19 protein-coding genes are annotated in these 19,790 nt (G+C 69.2%); 10 read left to right on the top strand and 9 right to left on the bottom strand.

Features of this window, described 5'->3' with window-relative positions:
* Positions 1-133: 133 nt before the first annotated feature.
* The 8 genes from A5727_RS08485 (at position 134) to A5727_RS08450 (ending at position 10,403) form a co-directional block, all read left to right on the top strand.
* A complete protein-coding gene (locus tag A5727_RS08485; protein ID WP_082949673.1) occupies positions 134-694 on the top strand; it encodes a DUF6611 family protein in 561 nt (186 codons plus the stop codon).
* Between the two features lie 67 nt (positions 695-761).
* Positions 762-2,147, top strand: coding sequence for a diaminopimelate decarboxylase (gene lysA / locus A5727_RS08480; RefSeq protein ID WP_068247567.1), 1,386 nt, complete (start codon positions 762-764; stop codon positions 2,145-2,147).
* Between the two features lie 191 nt (positions 2,148-2,338).
* Entirely contained in the window at positions 2,339-2,443 is a 105-nt protein-coding gene (locus tag A5727_RS28075) for a potassium-transporting ATPase subunit F (RefSeq protein WP_231991994.1), read from the top strand.
* A 1-nt stretch (position 2,444) separates the two neighbouring features.
* A complete protein-coding gene (kdpA, locus tag A5727_RS08470; protein ID WP_068247564.1) occupies positions 2,445-4,115 on the top strand; it encodes a potassium-transporting ATPase subunit KdpA in 1,671 nt (556 codons plus the stop codon).
* Complete coding sequence (gene kdpB / locus A5727_RS08465; protein WP_068247560.1) at positions 4,115-6,241, top strand: potassium-transporting ATPase subunit KdpB; 2,127 nt, start codon at positions 4,115-4,117, stop codon at positions 6,239-6,241. Before kdpA ends, kdpB begins: the two co-directional genes overlap by 1 nt.
* 1 nt (position 6,242) lies before the next feature.
* Complete coding sequence (locus tag A5727_RS08460) at positions 6,243-7,076, top strand: potassium-transporting ATPase subunit C (protein ID WP_068247558.1); 834 nt, start codon at positions 6,243-6,245, stop codon at positions 7,074-7,076.
* 124 nt (positions 7,077-7,200) lie between these two features.
* Positions 7,201-9,726 carry a DUF4118 domain-containing protein gene (locus tag A5727_RS08455; protein WP_502687664.1) on the top strand — a complete coding sequence of 842 codons (2,526 nt, stop codon included), beginning with the start codon at positions 7,201-7,203 and terminating at the stop codon, positions 9,724-9,726.
* A complete protein-coding gene (locus tag A5727_RS08450) occupies positions 9,723-10,403 on the top strand; it encodes a response regulator (RefSeq protein WP_068247555.1) in 681 nt (226 codons plus the stop codon). The genes A5727_RS08455 and A5727_RS08450 overlap by 4 nt, the downstream gene beginning before the upstream one ends.
* A gap of 4 nt (positions 10,404-10,407) precedes the next feature.
* Here A5727_RS08450 and A5727_RS08445 read toward each other — a convergent pair whose 3' ends face one another.
* Positions 10,408-11,610, bottom strand: coding sequence for a cytochrome P450 (locus A5727_RS08445; RefSeq protein WP_068247553.1), 1,203 nt, complete (start codon positions 11,608-11,610; stop codon positions 10,408-10,410).
* A 122-nt stretch (positions 11,611-11,732) separates the two neighbouring features.
* On the opposite strand from A5727_RS08445, the gene A5727_RS08440 reads away from it, so the two are divergent.
* Positions 11,733-12,134: a DUF4383 domain-containing protein gene (locus A5727_RS08440; RefSeq protein WP_068247551.1), complete on the top strand. Its 402-nt coding sequence runs from the start codon at positions 11,733-11,735 to the stop codon at positions 12,132-12,134.
* A gap of 16 nt (positions 12,135-12,150) precedes the next feature.
* On the opposite strand, the gene A5727_RS08435 is transcribed toward A5727_RS08440, so the two are convergent.
* Genes A5727_RS08435 through A5727_RS08420 form a run of 4 tightly spaced genes read right to left on the bottom strand, consistent with a single transcriptional unit; the run spans position 12,151 to position 16,200 of the window.
* Complete coding sequence (locus A5727_RS08435; protein ID WP_068247548.1) at positions 12,151-12,372, bottom strand: hypothetical protein; 222 nt, start codon at positions 12,370-12,372, stop codon at positions 12,151-12,153.
* On the bottom strand, positions 12,369-13,205 hold the full coding sequence (locus A5727_RS08430; RefSeq protein ID WP_068247874.1) for an FAD-dependent oxidoreductase: 837 nt from the start codon (positions 13,203-13,205) through the stop codon (positions 12,369-12,371). The genes A5727_RS08435 and A5727_RS08430 overlap by 4 nt, the downstream gene beginning before the upstream one ends.
* Entirely contained in the window at positions 13,202-14,659 is a 1,458-nt protein-coding gene (locus A5727_RS08425) for an NAD(P)/FAD-dependent oxidoreductase (RefSeq protein ID WP_068247543.1), read from the bottom strand. Before A5727_RS08425 ends, A5727_RS08430 begins: the two co-directional genes overlap by 4 nt.
* Complete coding sequence (locus tag A5727_RS08420; RefSeq protein WP_068247540.1) at positions 14,656-16,200, bottom strand: FGGY family carbohydrate kinase; 1,545 nt, start codon at positions 16,198-16,200, stop codon at positions 14,656-14,658. The genes A5727_RS08425 and A5727_RS08420 overlap by 4 nt, the downstream gene beginning before the upstream one ends.
* 102 nt (positions 16,201-16,302) lie before the next feature.
* Between A5727_RS08420 and A5727_RS08415 the strand changes: the two genes are divergently transcribed.
* Positions 16,303-17,097, top strand: coding sequence for a DeoR/GlpR family DNA-binding transcription regulator (locus tag A5727_RS08415; RefSeq protein ID WP_068247537.1), 795 nt, complete (start codon positions 16,303-16,305; stop codon positions 17,095-17,097).
* A gap of 21 nt (positions 17,098-17,118) precedes the next feature.
* On the opposite strand, the gene A5727_RS08410 is transcribed toward A5727_RS08415, so the two are convergent.
* The 4 genes from A5727_RS08410 to A5727_RS08395 are packed head-to-tail and all read right to left on the bottom strand — an operon-like array spanning position 17,119 to position 19,790.
* On the bottom strand, positions 17,119-17,640 hold the full coding sequence (locus tag A5727_RS08410) for a YdcF family protein (protein ID WP_157521293.1): 522 nt from the start codon (positions 17,638-17,640) through the stop codon (positions 17,119-17,121).
* The gene (locus A5727_RS08405; RefSeq protein WP_068247870.1) at positions 17,640-18,587 is read right to left on the bottom strand and encodes a Ppx/GppA phosphatase family protein; all 948 of its coding nucleotides are present in this window, start codon (positions 18,585-18,587) and stop codon (positions 17,640-17,642) included. Before A5727_RS08405 ends, A5727_RS08410 begins: the two co-directional genes overlap by 1 nt.
* A complete protein-coding gene (locus tag A5727_RS08400) occupies positions 18,584-19,075 on the bottom strand; it encodes a DUF501 domain-containing protein (RefSeq protein WP_068247534.1) in 492 nt (163 codons plus the stop codon). The genes A5727_RS08405 and A5727_RS08400 overlap by 4 nt, the downstream gene beginning before the upstream one ends.
* A complete protein-coding gene (locus A5727_RS08395) occupies positions 19,068-19,790 on the bottom strand; it encodes an FtsB family cell division protein (protein ID WP_068247531.1) in 723 nt (240 codons plus the stop codon). Before A5727_RS08395 ends, A5727_RS08400 begins: the two co-directional genes overlap by 8 nt.

Genomic DNA, 19,790 nt, shown 5'->3' with positions numbered 1-19,790 from the left:
TCGGCCTCGTGACCATTACCCGGGCCCGCCCGAGAACGCCGCGCCGTCAAGACCAGCCCCGCCCCCGTCAAGAAACCGTCAAGGTCCTCCTCGGTCACCCCCGCTCACCCCAGAACGGGCCTAGCGTCGATATGTGAGTGCGCTCAACTCCAGCACCACCCGGCCCGGCGAGCCCGATCCCCATGTCGGACTCCTGGGCCGGGCCTGGGATCTGCTCATCGACAGTCGCGACCCGTGGGGCACGCTGCAGATCCGCCCCGACCGGTTCGGCACGCGCTACCTGCTGGTCGTCTACCCGCCGGGGATCACAGCGGCAGAACGCCGCCGAGTCCGGATCTGGCGCGGTTGGCCGCTGTGGGGCCTCATGTTCGGGCTCATCATGGCCGCGCCGCTGACCCGCACCCTGGGGACCCTGACGGGCGTGGTCGTCGCCGCCGGGCTGGCGCTGGTCGCGGGCGCGGTGGCGTTCTCCCGCGCGGGCCACGCCAGAATCCAGGTGCGCACCGCCGGCGGGCTGATGTTGGCCACCGCCTACGACCCGGCGGCCGCGCGGGCCTGCCGCAGAATCGAAACTCTGGCGTCCACGTTGCTGCAGGCCGACGGTCACCTGCGCGCCGGTGACATCACCCCCACCGAACACGAATTGATCTGGTGGAGCGTCTATGACGCGATCGACCACAGAGCGTCAAGATAGCCGCGGACCAGGTCAAGAAACCGTCAACGCCAGCCCCACGGGCCCGCCACAAGCGCACGGTGACGTCATGACACTTCTCGACTTCCTCCCGTCCCTGCAGCACGCGGCCACCACCCGCATCGACCCCACCGTCTGGCCGCTGACCACTCAGACAGACGACCTGGGCCGCCTGACGGTCGGCGGTGTCGCGCTCACCAACCTCGCGAATCAGTACGGCACCCCGGCATATGTGCTGGACGAGAAGGACTTCCGCCGCCGCATCCGCGACTACCGTGCCCTGGTTCCCAACGCCGCGATCGTCTACGCCGGGAAGTCACTGCTGACCCCGACGATCGCATCGTGGGCCGCCGAGGAGCAGGTCGGCATCGACGTGTGCTCGGAAGGGGAACTCGCCGCGGCCCTACATGGCGGCTTCGATCCGGCCCGAATCGTGCTGCACGGCAACGCCAAACCGCCCAGCCTGCTGCGCCAGGCCACGGCAGCACACGTCGGCCGCATCGTGATCGACTCCCCCATCGAGATCGCGTTCCTGGCGTGTGAGACGCCGCGCCCGCAACCGGTGCTCATCCGCGTCACACCCGACATCGACATCCACGGCCACGCCTCGGTCACCACCGGCGTCACCGACCAGAAGTTCGGCTTCGCCCTGGCGGACGGCCACGCCGAGCAGGCCGTGGCCCGCATCATCAAACAACCCCAGCTGATCCTCGCCGGCGTGCACTGCCACCTGGGCTCGCAGATCGCCGACCCGGACCTCTACCGCGAAGCCGTCGGTCGCCTCATCGCGTTCATGGCCGACGTCCGGTCCCGGTACGGCATCACGCTCAACGAACTCAACCTCGGCGGTGGCCACGCCATCGCCTACCGCAGCGGCGACCCGACGCTGCACCTGGCCGAACTGTCGGCCACCGTCGACGACGCACTGGAGCAGGCCTGCATCAGCGAACGATTCCCCAAGCCGCGCATCGTGATCGAACCCGGCCGGGCCATCAGCGGACACGCCGGGGTCACGCTCTACCGCGTCGTCGCCGTCAAGACCCAACCGGGCGGGCGCACGTTCGTCGCCGTCGACGGCGGTATGAGCGACCATCCCCGCACGCAGCTCTACGGCGCGAAATACACCGTGGCCCTGGCCAATCGGCACCCCATCGGCGCCACCATGCGGGTGACGGTCGCCGGCCGGCACTGCGAGTCCGGCGACGAGATCGCCCGAGACGTCGAACTGCCCGCCGACACCCACCCCGGGGACCTGCTGGCGGTCGCCTGCACCGGCGCCTACCACCACGCCATGGCGTCCAACTACAACATGGTGGGCCGCCCACCGTTGATCGGCGTCCACCACGGCGACGCCACCGAGATCATCCGCCGCGAGACCGTCGAGGACCTGCTGGCGCGTGACGTGGCATGGCAGAAGAAGCGCCGCAGCTTCGACGCCCTCCTGCACGGCGAGTGAACCCGTAAAGGTCTGGCGCAGCGCCGTAAAGAAACCGTCAAGGCCGCGGTCAGGGCCATTTTTCGAGCCTAGTTTTCCTCATGTGATGCCCCACGCAGAAGGGCACTGTCAAGAAATGGAGCCGACATGTCGGTATTGGTCTTCGTCGTGCTGACGGTGGCGATCTTCGCCGTCCTGGCCATGGTGCAGAGGTGGGTCGAGGACCGGTGAGCCTGCAGAACACCGTCGGCCTGATCCTGGCCGTCCTCATCGCGCTGTTCATGTTCGCCGCGCTGCTGTTCCCAGAGAGGTTCTGACGTGTCGACGACCACCGCGGGGATCTGTTTCCTCGTCCTGCTCATCGCCGCCCTGGCGGCTGTCCACGTTCCCTTGGGCGACTACATGTTCCGCGTCTACTCATCCGAAAAGCACTCGCGCGGTGAGCGGCTGCTCTACCGCGCCGTCGGCGCGGACCCCGACGCCGAGCAGACCTGGGGTTCCTACGCCCGCAGCGTGCTGGCGTTCTCCGCTGTCAGCGTCCTGCTGCTGTTCACGCTGCAACTCATCCAGGGCCGCCTGCCGCTGCACCTGAACGACCCCGCCACCCCGATGACCCCGGCCCTGGCGTGGAACACCGCGATCAGCTTCGTCACCAACACCAACTGGCAGGCCTACTCCGGGGAGTCCACCCAGGGCCACCTGGTCCAGATGGCCGGCCTGGCGGTGCAGAACTTCGTCTCCGCCGCGGTCGGCATGGCCGTCGCGATGGCGTTCGTCCGTGGTCTGGCCCGGCGCAGCACCGGTGAACTCGGCAACTTCTGGGTCGACCTGGTCCGCGGCACCCTGCGCATCCTGCTGCCGATCGCGATCATCGGCGCGGTGGTCCTGGTGGCCGGCGGCGCGATCCAGAACTTCGACCTGCACACCACCGTCGCGCAGACCGTCACCGGCGGCCAGCAGGTCATCCCGGGGGGTCCCGTCGCCAGCCAGGAGGTCATCAAGGAGCTCGGCACCAACGGCGGCGGCTTCTTCAACGTCAACTCCGCGCACCCGTTCGAGAACCCCACCACGTGGACCAACTGGGTGGAGATCTTCCTGTTGACGGTCATCGCCTTCTCGCTGCCCCGCACCTTCGGCCGGATGGTCGGCAGCACCAGGCAGGGCTACGCGATCGTCGCGGTGATGGCCACCATCGCGACGCTGAGCACCAGCCTGATGATGCTGGTCCAACTGCAGCACCACGGCACCGTGCCCACCGCGGTCGGCGCCGCGATGGAAGGTGTCGAACAGCGTTTCGGCGTCGCCGACTCGGCGGTGTTCGCCAGCACGACGACGCTGACCTCCACCGGCGCGGTGGACTCGTTCCATGACTCCTACACCAGCCTCGGCGGCCTGCTGACGATGTTCAACATGCAGCTGGGTGAGGTCGCACCCGGCGGTGTGGGGTCGGGCCTGTACGGCATGCTGATCCTGGCGATCATCACGGTGTTCATCGCCGGGCTGATGGTCGGGCGCACCCCGGAGTACCTCGGCAAGAAGATCACGCCCCGCGAGATCAAGCTTGCGGCAACGTATTTCCTGATCACCCCGCTGATCGTGCTGACCGGCACCGCCGTCGCGATGGCCATGCCCGGACAACGCGCCGGGATGCTCAACACCGGACCGCACGGTCTGTCGGAGGTGCTGTACGCCTTCACCTCGGCCGCCAACAACAACGGCTCGGCGTTCTCGGGCATCACGGTCAACACCGACTGGTACAACACGGCCCTCGGCCTGGCCATGGTGTTCGGCAGGTTCCTGCCCATCATCCTGGTGCTGGCGCTGGCCGGATCGCTGGCCGCACAGGCCAAGACGCCGGAGTCCGTCGGCACCCTGCCCACCCACCGGCCACAGTTCGTCGGCATGACCGCCGGCGTCACGCTGATCCTGGTCGCCCTGACCTTCCTGCCGATGCTCGCCCTCGGCCCCCTCGCTGAAGGAATTCACTGATGACCTCCCCCACCCTCGATTCCGCCTCGCCGGCGCACCCGGCGACGACACCGCCCACCCGCGTTCAGGGCGGACTGCTCGACCCGAAGATGCTGCTGCAGTCGCTGCCCGACGCGGTGCGCAAACTGGATCCACGCACCATGTGGCGCAACCCGGTGATGTTCGTCGTCGAGGTCGGGGCCGTATGGGCCACCGTCCTGGCCGTCGTCGACCCGACGTGGTTCGCGTGGCTGATCGTCGCGTGGCTGTGGCTGACGGTCGTCTTCGCCAACCTGGCCGAGGCCGTCGCCGAGGGCCGCGGCAAGGCGCAGGCCGACACGCTGCGAAAAGCCAAGTCCGACACCATCGCCCGGCGCATCACCGCGTCCGGGGAGGAGCAGATCCCAGCCGCCCAACTGGCCCAAGGCGACGTCGTCGTGGTCGAGGCGGGCCAGGTGATCCCCGGTGACGGCGACGTCATCGAGGGCATCGCCTCGGTCGACGAGTCGGCCATCACCGGCGAATCCGCGCCCGTCATCCGCGAATCCGGTGGCGACCGCTGCGCCGTGACCGGCGGGACGACGGTCCTGTCGGACCGCATCGTCGTGCGCATCACCCAGAAGCCCGGCGACAGCTTCATCGACCGGATGATCGCGCTGGTCGAGGGCGCCAACCGGCAGAAGACCCCCAACGAGATCGCGCTGAACATCCTGCTGGCGTCGCTGACCATCATCTTCGTGTTCGCCGTGGCCACGCTGCAGCCACTGGCCATCTACTCGAAGATGAACAACCCCGGTGTGCCCGACAGCGCGGCCCTGACCGCCGACGGCGTCACCGGCATCGTGATGGTGGCGCTGCTGGTGTGCCTGATCCCCACCACCATCGGCGCGCTGCTGTCGGCCATCGGCATCGCCGGAATGGACCGCCTGGTGCAGCGCAACGTGCTGGCCATGTCGGGACGCGCGGTCGAAGCCGCCGGCGATGTCAACACGCTGCTGCTGGACAAGACCGGCACCATCACGTTGGGCAACCGGCAGGCCGCCGAGTTCACCCCGCTGAGCGGCGTCACCCCCGACGAACTGGCCGACGCCGCGCAGTTGTCCAGCCTGTCCGACGAGACCCCCGAGGGCCGCTCCATCGTCGTGCTCGCCAAACAGCGCCACGGCCTGCGGGGCCGCAGCCCCGGTGAGCTGGCCCACGCACAGTGGGTCACCTTCAGCGCGACGACCCGGATGTCGGGTGTCGACCTCGACGGTCACCGACTTCGCAAGGGCGCGGCCAGTGCCGTCGCGGAATGGGTGCGCGCCGCGGGCGGCGAGGTGCCGGCCGAACTCGGGCAGATCGTCGACGGGATCGCCGCCGCGGGCGGCACTCCCCTGGTGGTCGGTGAGGTCCAGGATGGCCGGGCCCGCGTGCTGGGCGTGATCCACCTCAAGGACGTGGTCAAACAGGGCATGCGGGAACGGTTCGACGAGATGCGCCGGATGGGCATCCGTACCGTGATGATCACCGGCGACAACCCGTTGACCGCCAAGGCCATTGCGGACGAGGCCGGTGTCGACGACTTCCTGGCCGAGGCCACGCCCGAGGACAAGATGGCGTTGATCAAGAAGGAGCAGGCCGGCGGCCGGCTCGTCGCGATGACGGGCGACGGCACCAACGACGCGCCCGCACTGGCCCAGGCCGACGTCGGCGTCGCGATGAACACCGGCACCTCGGCGGCCAAAGAGGCCGGCAACATGGTCGATCTCGACTCGGATCCGACCAAGCTGATCGAGATCGTGGAGATCGGCAAACAGCTGCTCATCACTCGCGGCGCACTGACCACTTTCTCGATCGCCAACGACATCGCCAAGTACTTCGCGATCATCCCGGCGCTGTTCGTCGCGGTGTTCCCCGGCCTGGAGGCCCTCAACGTCATGCGCCTGCACAGTCCGCAGTCGGCGATCGCCTCGGCGGTCATCTTCAACGCGCTCGTGATCATCGCGCTGATCCCGCTGTCCCTGCGCGGCGTCCGTTACCGGCCCAGCAGTGCCTCGAAACTGTTGAGCCGCAACCTGTATATCTACGGCCTCGGCGGGATCATCGCGCCGTTCGTCGGCATCAAACTCATCGACCTGATCATCCAATTCTTCCCGGGAATGTGACATGAAACCGTCTGCCATCCTCCGCCAGCACTGGGCCGCACTGCGCGCGCTGCTGATCCTCACGGTGATCCTCGGACTGGCCTACCCCGTCCTGGTCTGGCTGATCGCACAGCTGCCGGGACTGCGCGACAAGGCCGACGGGTCGCTGCTGGCCGTCGACGGAAAGATCGTCGGCAGCAGCCTGATCGGGCAATCGTTCACCGACGCCGACGGCGCCGCGCTGCCGCAGTACTTCCAGAGCCGCCCCTCGGCGGCCGGTGACGGCTACGACCCGATGGCCACCAGCGCCAGCAACCTCGGCCCGGAAAGCATTGTGGACCAACCGGACAAACCCAGCCTGCTCACCACCGTCTGCGCCCGCAGCCACCAGATCGGCGAGACAGAAAAGGTCAGCGGCGCGCGCCCGTTCTGCACCGACGACGGCGTCGGCGCGGTGCTGTCGGTGCTGGGCTCGCGGGCGATCAGCGTCAACGAACCCTGCGCGACGACCCCCACCCCGTTCCTGACCACCTACCGGGGCCTGCCGGTCGAGTGCGCCAAGACCGGCGAGGACTACAGCGCGGGCCGGATCATCCCGATCCGCGGTGACGCACCCGCAGACCCCGCGGTGCCCGCCGACGCCGTCACCGCCAGCGGCAGCGGCCTGGACCCGGACATCTCGCCCGCCTACGCGGACCTGCAGGTGCCGCGGGTGGCCGCGGCGCGCGGGCTGAGCCTCGAGCAGGTCCGCGCCGTCGTCGCGGCCCACACACAGGGCCGTGACCTGGGGATATTCGGCGAACCGCGGGTCAACGTGCTTGCTGTCAACCTCGCCCTCGACCACCTGTCGCCATGACGGCTATGCGCGAAGACCACGTTATGGCTGCGGTTGCGGCGGGTATCGCTGGAATCGACGACCATAACGTGCTTCTCGGCGATGGCACCACAAACCGGACCTGCCCGAGAGGATGATGGTGAGCGTGGGGACGTCGGGAACCAAACGCGGGGAGCTGCGCATCTACCTGGGTGCGGCGCCCGGCGTCGGGAAGACCTACGCGATGCTCGGCGAGGCGCACCGGCGCCTGGAACGCGGCACCGATCTGGTCGCGGCGGTGGTGGAGACCCACGGCCGTCAGAAGACCGCCGAACTGCTCACCGGCATCGAGGTCATCCCGCCGCGCTACATCGACTACCGGGGCGCGACGTTCCCCGAACTCGACGTCCCCGCGGTGCTGAAGCGGGCACCCGAAGTGGTTCTGGTCGACGAACTGGCCCACACCAACACTCCAGGCAGTCGAAATGCCAAGCGCTGGCAGGACATCCAGGAACTGCTCGACGCCGGCATCACCGTGATCACCACGGTCAACGTCCAGCATCTGGAGAGTCTCAACGACGTCGTCACCGGCATCACCGGGATCGAGCAGCAGGAGAAGGTGCCCGACGAGGTGGTCCGCTCCGCGGATCAGATCGAACTCGTCGACATCACCCCGGAAGCACTGCGGCGCAGGCTGTCCCACGGCAACGTCTACGCACCGGACCGCATCGACGCGGCCCTGAGCAACTACTTTCGGCGCGGCAACCTCACCGCGCTGCGCGAGCTGGCGCTGCTGTGGCTGGCCGACCAGGTGGACGCCGCACTGGCGAAGTACCGGGCCGACAACAACATCACCGAAACCTGGGAGGCCCGCGAACGCGTCGTCGTCGCTGTCACGGGCGGCCCGGAATCGGAGACCCTGGTGCGCCGGGCATCCCGGATCGCCGCGAAGGCCAGCGCCGAACTGATGGTGGTGCACGTCGTCCGCGGCGACGGCCTCACCGGCGTGTCGGCGCCCGAGATGGGCCGGATCCGCGACCTGGCCACCAGCCTCGGGGCCAGCCTGCACACCGTCGTCGGCGAGGATGTGCCCACCGCGCTGCTGGACTTCGCCCGCGACGTCAACGCCACCCAGCTGGTGGTCGGCACGTCCCGGCGGTCCCGGTGGGCGCGGATCTTCGACGAGGGCATCGGCGCGGCCGTGGTGCAGAACTCCGGCCGGATCGACGTGCACATGGTCACCCACGAGCACGCCCGGCACACGACGGCGTGGGCCGATGCCAGCCTGTGGCAGCGCAACGCCGCGTCGTGGGCCGCCGCGGTGGTGGTGCCGTCGGCCATCTGCGCGGTGACGGCGCTGGCGCTGGACCCCCTCCTCGGCATCGGCGGCGAGAGCGCGCTGATGTTCATCGGCGTGCTGGCGGTGGCCCTGCTGGGCGGTGTCGTGCCCGCCGCGGTCTCGGCCGTGTTGTCGGGCATGCTGCTCAACTACTTCCTGGTCACTCCGCGGCACACCTTCACCATCTCCGACCCGGACAGCGCCCTGACCATCGTGGTGCTGCTGCTCGTCGCGGTCGCGGTCGCCGCGTTGGTGGACAGTGCCGCCAAACGGGCCCGCGAGGCGAAGCGGGCGGCGCAGGAGGCCGAACTGCTGGCCCTGTTCGCGGGGTCGGTGCTGCGGGGCGCGGATCTGACGGCGCTGCTTGAACGCGTGCGCGAGGTGTACTCGCAGCGCGCGGTCACCCTGATGCGCCGCGGATCCGACGGGCCGACGGTCAGTGCGTGTGTCGGGCAGGCGCCGTGCACCGACCTCGACGGGGCCGACACCGCGATCGAAGTCGGCGACGACGAGTTCTGGCTGCTGCTCGCCGGACGCCGACTCCCGGCCCGGGACCGCCGGGTGCTGGGCGCGGTCGCCATGCAGGCCGCCAGCCTGGTCCGCCAGCGTGAACTGTCCCAGGAGGCCAGCCAGGCCGCCGCGATCGCACAGGCCGACGAACTGCGCCGCTCGCTGCTGTCGGCGGTCAGCCACGACCTGCGCACACCCCTGGCCGCCGCCAAGGCCGCGGTGTCCAGCCTGCGCGGCGGCGACGTCGGGTTCTCCCCCGAGGACACCGCCGAACTGCTGGCCACCATCGAGGAGTCCGTCGACCAGTTGACCGCGCTGGTGGGCAACCTGCTGGACTCCTCGCGGTTGGCCGCGGGGGTGGTGAGCCCAGACCTGCAGCGGGTGTACCTGGAGGAGGTCGTGCAGCGCGCGCTGCTGGGCATCAGCCGCGGCACCACCGGATTCGGCCGCGGCGAACTCGACCGGGTGAAGGTCGAGGTCAACGACGCCGTCGTGATGGCCGACAGCGGCCTGCTGGAACGGGTGCTGGCAAACCTGATCGACAACGCGCTGCGGTACGCGGCGGACGCCCCGGTGCGGGTGACGGCCGGACGGGTCGGCGACCGCGTCCTGATCGCCGTCGCCGACGAGGGGCCGGGGGTCCCTCGCGGAGCCGAGGAGCAGCTCTTCGCCCCGTTCCAGCGGCTCGGCGACGCCAACACCGGAAGTGGTGTGGGACTGGGCCTTTCGGTGGCTCGTGGTTTCGTTGAGGCCATGGGCGGGACGATATCGGCGGGCGACACCCCCGGCGGCGGGCTGACGGTCGAGATCGACCTCGCGGCCCCACCGAAGGATCTGCGATGACCCGGGTGCTGGTGATCGACGACGAACCCCAGATCCTTCGGGCTCTGCGGATCAACCTCTCGGTGCGCGGCTACGACGTCACGACGGCGGCGACGGGTGCCGCGGCGCTGCGCGCGGCCGCCGACCATCGCCCCGACGTGGTCATTCTGGACCTGGGCCTGCCCGACATGTCCGGCATCGACGTGCTGGCGGGCCTGCGTGGGTGGCTGACGGTGCCGGTGATCGTGTTGTCGGCGCGCACCGACTCCTCGGACAAGGTCGAGGCCCTCGACGCCGGCGCCGACGACTACGTCACCAAGCCGTTCGGTATGGACGAGTTCCTCGCGCGGCTGCGGGCCGCGGTCCGGCGTGGCGCCGCCTCCACCGAGGTCGACGAGCCGATCGTCGAAACCTCGTCGTTCACCGTCGATCTGGCGGCCAAGAAGGTCACCCGCAGCGGCGTCGAGGTGCACTTGACCCCCACCGAGTGGGGCATGCTGGAGATGCTGGTGCGCAATCGCGGCAAGCTCGTCGGCCGCGAGGAACTGCTCAAGGAGGTCTGGGGCCCGGCGTACGCCAAGGAGACCCACTACCTGCGGGTGTACCTGGCGCAGTTGCGTCGCAAACTCGAAGTGGACCCGTCGCACCCCAAACATCTGCTCACCGAGGCCGGAATGGGATACCGCTTCCAGGAGTGAGGATCTACCCGATCACCATCGGCAGCCGTTCCCACCCGCGGACCGTCGAGGTCGGCGAGAGCGCGGCGTCGTCGAGGTCAACACCCCAGTCCGGGAACCGGGTCAGGATCTCCTCGAGCGCGATCCGGCCCTCGAGGCGCGCGAGGGCCGCCCCCAGGCAGAAATGTGCGCCGTGCCCGAACGTCACGCGGGCGCCGATGTCGCGGTGGATATCGAAGACGTCGGGCTCGTCGTAGACCCGCTCATCCCGGTTGGCCGAGGCCATCAGCAGGAGGATCGCACTGTCCTGGGGCACGGTCTGCCCGTGGAACTCGGCGTCGGCGGCCACGTACCGGGCCACGTGCGGCGCCGGGGTCTCGAACCGCAGGATCTCCTCGACGGCGTTGGGGATCAGCGCGTGGTCCCCGGCCAGTTCCCGGCGTTGCGCGGGACGCTCGGCCAGGACCTTGACCGCCCAGCCGATCAGGCGTGCCGTCGTCTCATTGCCGGCGCCGGCGATGACGTGGACATAGGTCAGCAGTTCTCGGCGCGACAGCCGCCGCCGGGTGCCGTCGGTGTCCTCGAACTCCGCGTGCAGCAGATCGGTCATGATGTCGTCGGACGGGTGTTCGACGCGCCAGTCGATGTACTCGGCGAACTCGTCGCCGAGTACCAGGCCCCGGCGATTGAGGCGCATACCCTTCCCCGGTTCGGTGCGCATGTCGTCGTTGCTGATGTCGCGGACGGCCGTCTGATCCGCCTCCGGGATGCCCATCAGCATGCTGATGACGCGCATCGGCATCTGCGCGGCGAACTCGGCGATCACGTCGAACCGGTCGGTGCCCACCAACGGGTCGAGGCACTCCGCGCAGAACACACGGATGCTGGGCTCCAGTGCGGCCACCTTGCGCGGCGTGAACACCCGTGACATCAGGCGCCGGTGGATGGTGTGGCTGGGCGCGTCCTCACCGGCCACGATGCCCGGCGGCATCTCCAGGCCTGACTGGATGAACTCAAGCACGTTGCCGCGTCCGGATCGGAACGTCGCGCGGTCGCCGAAGGCCCGTTCGACGTCGGTGTAGCGGCTGACGGCGTAGAAGTCGTGCGCCTCGTTGTAGTAGACCGGCGCCTCATCCCGTAATCGCTGATAAACCGGGTAGGGATCCAGGGCGATGTCGCGGTCGTACGGGTCGAAGTACACGTCGCTGGATGACGGCGCAGCAGTCATACCGGTAACCCCCCGATCGTCCGGTGGGTCTGAGTATGCGCCACGAGCAGCGATTGACGCCACCACAAGCCGGGTATCCCTGGGCCTACGAAACCGTCAATACGGTGAGGAGGGATTCCGCGATGTCACCACGAGTCGGACTGCTGGCCGACCAATGTGCCGCGATCCTCGTCGCTGCGGTGTTCCTGGTCGTGGGCATCGCCGGTGCGGCCGTCTACGACGGCAGGCTGCTCGGGGCTTTCGCAACCTCGCTGTGGCTCAGCCTCATTCATATCACGTTCGGCATCGCCGGTCTGGTGATGTCGCGCAGCTTCCACGCGGCCCGGCTGTATCTGTTCGGCGGCGGACTGCTGTGCCTGGGCCTGTGGCTGTTCGGCTCGCTGACGGGACCAGGAGTGCTGCGGCTCAACGGCGCTGACAACTGGCTGCACTTCGGCATCGGCGTGGCGATGCTGATCTTCGGGCTGACCCTGGCCGGGACCAGGGTGCCCCGGGGCGCCCGTGGTGAACCGCTGCTGCCGTGACCACCGCGCCGCTGATTCAGCGCGCGCGGCGTCGGCGCCACTGGAGCGCGACGGCGATCGCGGTGCCGACCCCGGCGGCCAGGGCACCGGCCCGGATCGGCCCCGGGATGTCCGACACACCCATCTCGATGCGGGCCGGCCAGGTGCCCATTCGGCCCTCGGCGACGAGGTGAGTGCCTTCGAACCGGATACGTTCGAAGACATACGGAAACTCCCCGACGGGTGAGGTGACTTTCACAGCGGTTGTCCAATCCTGGGTGCCACGGCGGTGCGGGCGTGGGGTCGGGTCTGGGCGTACTCGAGCGCCGACCGGGCCGCCCGCCGCCCGATCTGCGCCGAGTCCTCGGTGCTTCCGTTCTCTCGCTGCGCGTAGACGACGGCCGTGTCCTCGAACACCGCGCCGTCGACGTTGCGGTACGGGACGGCAGGCCCCGCGAGAATCAAGCAGTCGCAGGCGATGTGCTCCAGCGCGCCCCCGGCGTCGACGGCGACACCGGTGATCCGCGGCATGCCGTGGGCGGCGATGATGCGCACGCCCGGACGCACCGTCACCGAGGGGTTCGAGATCGTGGCGGAGTCAGCGAGCCACAGCACGGAGGACGCGCGCGGCCCCCACCCCGCCGTCATGAGCTCGATGCATTCCGCAGCCCACGGTGCGTCACCGGCGATGATGACGTTGGCGCCCAGCCGAACTCGCTGCTGCAACAGGTGCACAGCCAGTGTTGCGGGCATAATGCCGGCGCAGCGGTGACCGTCGATGCGCAACTCCGCGCGAGTCGGCGGCCGATGCCCGGTGGCGATGACGAGCGCGTCCGCCTCCGCCGTCCCGCCGAAGCCACCGATGGCCAGCAGTCGGTCTCCCTCCCACCGGATCACCTGCGTGCCGGGGGCGAATCGCACTCCCTGGCGCTGGGCCTGACGGATGAGGCTCGCGTGGGCCCGGTCCTCCCAGTGTTCGCCGCCGGCGACCGGAAGGCGCTCGTACACGGTGACCTCGCCCGAGGCGGCGAGTTCCACCGCGCAGTGCAGTCCGGCCAACCCGGACCCGGCGATGGCGATACGGGTTCTCATGTCGCCGGGGTCTCCCACTGTGATCCGGGTTCGCCCTGCCGGACCTGCCCGGGCTGGTCACCCGTGGCCGCGGACAGGATGAAGCTGACGCCGACCGAGCAGTAGGCGCCCTGGCAGCGGCCCGCGGTCGCCCGGGTGCGCTTGCGCACCGCGTCCAGCGACGTGGCCGGGACGGGTCCGCGGCATTCCGCCGCGATCTCCGCGGCGGTCACATGCTCACACGCACACACCACCATCGGCTGCTGATCCGGCCTGGCCCCGGAGCTCGCGGTGAAGGCGGTCGCGGCGGCGTCGGTGTCGATCTCAGCCAGTCGCGGGATGGCCGGAATAGACTCGCGCGCCGAGGTTTTCATCGGCAGGTCCATGATCTGGGCACCGATGAGGTCTGCGACGAGGGATGCGACCGCGGGTGCCGACGACACGCCGGTCGACCGAATCCCGGCCGCGTGCACCAGGTTCGGCACCTGTGCGGAGACCTCGATGCGATAGGTGCGATCACTGGCCGGGCGCAGCCCGGAGAACGTCTTGGTGACGTGGCGACGGTCCACCCCGCTGGGGAGCAGTCGCGCGGCTCGCGCCCATACCGCGTCCAGGGTGTCGCCGTCGGTGGATTTGTCGGAGCGGTCCTGTCCGTCGACCGCGGTGGGCCCGACCAGGACGGTCCGATTGGTCGTCGGCACGGCGTAGATTCCGCGCGTGTGCGGCGTCGGGGCGGTGCACATGATCTTGGGCACCAGGTGGCCCACCGCGCGGTCCAGCAGCAGGAACTGCCCCTTGCGCGGCCACATCGTGAACGGTTCGGCGACAGCGGCATCGGAGATGACGTCGGCGTTCACACCGGCGGCATTGACCACCGCGCCCACCGCGGTGACACCCGTGGGCGTGACGACGTGGCTGATCGCGCCGGACGGGTGGTGCCGGAAGCCCGTCACCGGGGTCGAGCGCCGCAGTTCCACCCCGTTGAGCACCGCAAGTTTCGCCAGACCGACGGTGAGCCTGATCGGATCGATGATTCCTTCACCGGGGACGTGCAGGGCCTCGATCGCGGTGGGAGCGGCACTGCGGGCTTCACGCCGCAGTGCGTCGCCGGAGATCAGCTCGGCCTCAATCCCCGATGCGGAGGCCTGGTTGAGCAGATTGCGCAGCGATTCCGAGTCGCCGTCGTCGAAGGCCAACGACAGCGCCCCGATCCGCCGGAACGGCACATCCAGTGCGCGGCAGAGGCTCTCCCACTGTGGGTTGGCCTGCCGGACCAGGTCGGATTCCAGGCTTCCCGGCGCCATGTCGAACCCGGTGCAGGCGATCGCCGAGTTCGCCTTGCTGGCACCTTCGGCGACATCGTGGGCGGCCTCGAACCAGACCACCCGCACGGTGCGGCGGGACAGGTGCGCGGCGATCGCCGCACCGATGACTCCGCCGCCGATCACGGCGATGTCGTAGCTTCGAGAACTCATCGCGTCCGTTCGTCGGTTCGCCGGTGCGCGGCATCGATCAACGCCGACGGCTCCAGGCTGATGGTGGATTCCACGAATTCACGCCAGCGCTCCCGCTCGAGAGCACGCTGTGACTCCGGCAGCGTCGGCTCGACGGTGTGGGTGAACTTCGCCCGTGCGGCCATTCCGGCCAGGTCCAGTTCGCCCGCGCCGATGGCGGCCAGTCCTGCCGCGCCGGCGGCCGTGTTGTCGTGGTGATCGGCGATGGCGACCGGACGTCCGCACAGATCGGCCTGACGCTGCATGAGAACCCGGTTTCTGCTCAGGCCGCCGTCGGCGCGCAACGCCGCCGGCGCCCCGAGTTCGGCGTCCACGGAGTCGATCACGTCGGTGACGCGGTGCGCGATGCCGTCGAGCACGGCATATGCGATGTCGTTTCGGTCGGTGGACGCCCGCAGGCCGCTCAACACGCCGGCCGCGTCGGCGCGCCACCACGGCGCGCCCACCCCGGTGAAGCTGGGCAGGAAGAGCGGATGCTGCATGCGCAGAACGGAATTCGTCGCCGCGGCCGACGACGCCGCCAGCTCCGCGACGTGAGGGGCATTGTCGGCGAGACCGAGGCGCACCAACCAGTCGACGGCCGTGGCGGCGCTGAAGACCCCGCCCTCGATCGCCCACGCCCTGGGTTCACCGGGCACCGTCCAGCCATAGGTGGGCATCAGTCCATGACCGGGCCGCCGGGGAGCGGGGCCGACATTGCTGTCGATGAAACAGCCTGTGCCATAGGTCATCTTTGTGTCACCCGGTGAGACCGCACCGAGAGCGGCCAGTGCGGCCAACTGGTCGACCGCGCTTGCGTACAGCGGCGCGCCCAAGGTGGTCGGCAGCGGTTCGGTGAAGACGGTGTCGACCATGGTGGGCAGCAGTCCCATGTCGATGCCGAACGCCGCGGCGACCTGCGCGTCGAACTGAAGGTCGTCGAGCGACATCAACTGGGTGCGACTTCCGGTGGACGGGTCGGTGACGTAGGCGCCGTGGGCCAACCGGTGAATGTAGAAGGCGTCCAGCGTGCTGATCGCCAATGTCCCGTCGGCGGCGGCGGCCGCGACCTCGGGCAGGTTGAGCAGCATCCACGCGATCCGGGCGGCCGAATAGTAGGGGTCGAGACGCAGACCGGTGATCTGCTCGATCTCGGCGGCCGCAGGGGTGGCGGCGATGCGGTCCACGACCGTGGCCGCGCGACGGTCGGACCACAGGATCACCTTGGACAACGGCTCCCCGGTGTGCCGGTTGAACGCGATGATCGACTCACCCTGGTTCGCCAGACCGATCCCGGCCAGTTCGGCGCCGGGAACCGACGCGACGGCTTCGCGCACGGTCTCCTCGATGGCGGTCACCAGGGCATCGCCGTCCTGCTCATCCCAGCCCGGATTCGGGTGCGCCGTCACCGAGGGCCGGGTGGACGTCGCGACGCAGCGGCCGTCGTCGTCGTACAGGTTGGTGCGGGTGCTCGTGGTGCCCTGGTCGACACCCGCCCACACCCGGACGGACGGTGTGGTCAATTCTCACCTCCAGACGAGACAACGACGTGGATGATGGAATCACAACCGCTCATCTCAAGCAACAGAGTGATCGTTGTTGATCGTTTACTAGGATGTGGACCCATGCCGGAGAGACATGCCGAGGAGCGCCACGCCCTGCTGCTCGGACTGGTCTCACGGCAGCAGTTCGCCTCGTTGGAGGAGATGCAGCGCGTCACCGGCGCCAGTCCGCCGACCATTCGCCGTGACCTGTCGGCGCTGGAACGGCAGGGCCTGCTGAAGCGGGTGCGCGGCGGTGCCTCCCCCGCGGCGGTGTCGAGCACGCTCGACGAGGCCTTCGACCTGCGCCGCCGACGCAACGCCCGGGAGAAGGGCGCCATCGCGCTCGCGGCCGCCGACCTCGTCATGAACCGCACGTCGCTGCTGCTCAATGACGGCAGCACCACACTCGCGCTGGCCGAGGAACTGTGCTCGCGAGCGCAGGCGCTGTGGATCGCCACCACCGGGTTGAACATCGGCGAACGGTTGGCCAGCGTCCCGTCGTTCGAGGTGAACGTGATCGGCGGTGCGCTTCGCGGGTCCTCGTTCGGCACCAGCGGACCGCTGGCCACCGCCGCGATATCCCAACTCAGCGTGGACATCACGTTCATCAGCTGCGACGGCGCCGACCTCGATCTCGGGGTGCGGTTCAACACCCTGGCCGACGCCGAGATCGCCGCGACGATGGCCCGGCAGGCCGGACGGGTGGTGGTGCTGGCCGACAGTTCGAAGATCGGCCAGCCGGCCATCGCCGGGACATTGGGGTGGGCCGACGTCGACGTTCTGGTCACCAACGAGTGCGACGAACAGTGGGCCGAACGCCTGAGAGACCACCGGGTCGAGGTGATCATCGCGAAACCGCCAGCGGCACAGTCTTAACCCGCAGTGCACCGTCGACGGCTAACACCCGCGGTGCAGCCACGCCTTCGCATAACCCGCGCTCTGATAGAGATACATCCACACCCAGTACGGAATCGAGAGGTCCAGGGGCGCGGCGGACATGATCACCTCACCGTCAAAACACCTGCCCATGATGTAGCGCGCCCGCGAGATGTGCGGCGGGTAGGTGACCACAATGACTGTGCGCCAACTCCTCTCGGCCGCAAGCCGGCCGAGCTCTCGGGCTTCGCCCAGGGTGCTGCGGGGATCTGGATCGAAGCACTCCACGGTGAACGCCGGATCATCCAGATTGCACAGCTGTCCGACCTGGCCACCCGGATTGGACAGGACGACGTGCGGCGCCCAGCCCTGGCGGGCCAGATCCAGACCGTGCCGCACCCGGGCCGCCGGACCGTCGCCGCCGACCACCAGAATCGCGTCGGCCACGCGCGGGTCGTCCACCCGCGGGGCGACGAACACCGGGTACCCCGCCAGGCCGACCACCACGACGATGGCCAGCAGCAGGGCCGCCAGTCGGCGCATCACCCAGGCAGGATTGAGAGCACGATTCCGTCCAGGATGTCGTGTTCACTGACGGTGAGCGAACTGATGCCGGCCCGTTCTCCGAGTTCACGTGCCAACTCCTCGACGACGATCGCACCGCCGCCGATGACGTCGACCCGTCCCTCGTGCATCGGGCCCAGTGCCGCACGCTGTTTGCGGGTCATCGCGATCAGCTCGTCGCAGACCGGCAGGAGGTCACCGAAGCCGACCTTCGACAGATGGATGGCGTCGGAGTCGTACGTCGTCATCCGCCGGGCCAGGGCCGCGATCGTGGTGAAGGTGCCCGCGACCCCCACCCAGGTCTTGGCGTGCTGCACCGGCACCGCGTCCAACGCCTCAGACAGGCGCTCCCGCACCACATCACGTGCGGCCGCCACCTCCGCCTGGGTCGGCGGGTCACTGTGCAGACAGCGCTCGGTGAGCCGCACGCACCCGATGTCCGCCGAGAACGACGCCTGCACACGGTCCGATCCCAGCACCACCTCGGTCGAGCCACCGCCGAGGTCCACGACGACGAAAGGCCCTGCGGTATCGTCCAATTCAGCCACCGCACCCAGGAAGGACAGCTCGGCCTCCTCGGTGCCCGTGATCACCTCGGCGATCGCGCCGGGCAGCACCGCGCCGAGAACGTCGGAGGTCATCGCGAAGAAGTCGTCCCGGTTGGCCGCATCTCGGGTCGCCGACGTCGCCACCATCCGCACGCCACTGACATCGTTGGCGCACAACAACTCCGCGTAATCGACCAGGGCGACGCGGGTCCGCTCGATCGCGTCGGGGTCGAACTTCCCCGTCGCGTCGACACCCTGGCCCAACCGCACGATCCGCATCTCGCGGTGCACGTCGGTCATGCTGCCGTCGGCGGCCACGTCCGAGATCAGCAGTCGGATCGAATTCGTGCCACAGTCGATCCCCGCCAACCGGGTCATGCCCACTGCTCCTTCACCAGAATTCCCGCCATTCCCGGTTCCTGCGCGAGGATCGCCAGCGCCTCATCCCCGAACGGGTTGACCCCCGGACCCTTGGCCAGCGAATGCGCGATCACCACGTGCAGGCACTTCACCCGGTCAGGCATGCCGCCGCCGGTGAACGTCGTGCCCAGGGGTTCGATGGCGTCGCGTTCGGCCAGATAACTCTCATGAGCCCGCCGGTAGGACGCCGCCAGCTCCGGGTCCTGCTCCAGGCGGTCGGTCATGTCCTTCATCAGCCCCGAGGACTCCAGCCGGCTCGCGGCCGCGGTCAGCGCGGGGTGTGTCAGGTAGTACAGCGTCGGAAACGGTGTTCCGTCAGGGAGTTTCGGCGCGGTCTTGACCACGGCGGGTTCACCGTTGGGGCAGCGGTAGGCGATCTCCAGCACACCGCGCGGGGTGCGCCCGAGTTGAGCTTCGACCGCCGCCAAGTCGTCGGGATCAACCACCTGGGGTGCTCGGATCTGCCGGGGGCGGTGGCGGAACCTCGCCCGGGACGACCGCGGGAGGCGGCGGTGGAATCGGTGGCGGCGGGGCGCCGTGCGGGGTGTCGGCGATGGTCTTCCACAGCGACGTGTACCACGGGTCGGTGTTGGCGACAGCCTCCGGCGCCTGTTCGGGGCCGTCGGTCACCACCGCACCGGGCGGCAGCTGCACCTGATACGGAATGTCGCCGGGCATCACGAAGCCCAACCGTTCCCTGGCCTGCGCCGCGATGTACTTCGGGTCTGCCAGCTTGTCCTTCTGCGCCTGCAGCTCCGCGATCTGCGCCTCGAGCGCCTGCCGGCTGGCCGCCATCTGCTGCATCTCGGTGCGCTGCGCGAAGTAGGTGCGGACCGGACCGGCGATGGTCAGCGTCAGCACGCAGACCACCGCCGCCAGGATCGCCGCGCGCCGCGCGGTGAACCCCAACCGCTGCTCGGAGGACAGTTCGGCCGATTCGGCGATCGACTGCCGGATCGGCTCGAGTGCCTCAGTGTTGGCGTCGGGCTCACCTGTGTCCTTACGGGGTTCTTTGCGGGGTTCCCTGCGCGCCGACGTCGGCGACGTCGCGGCGGGCTTCTTACGCGCAGTGCCGCGACCCGACGCTCCGGCCCGTCCCCCGGCACCGGGCCGTGAGGTCGGTGACCGTCGTTTCGGATCGGGCCGCTTCGCGTCGGACAT

It is taken from the genome of Mycobacterium sp. ACS4331, from assembly GCF_001667265.1.
Taxonomy (GTDB): Bacteria; Actinomycetota; Actinomycetes; order Mycobacteriales; family Mycobacteriaceae; genus Mycobacterium.
This window is presented reverse-complemented; position numbering and strand designations above follow the sequence as displayed.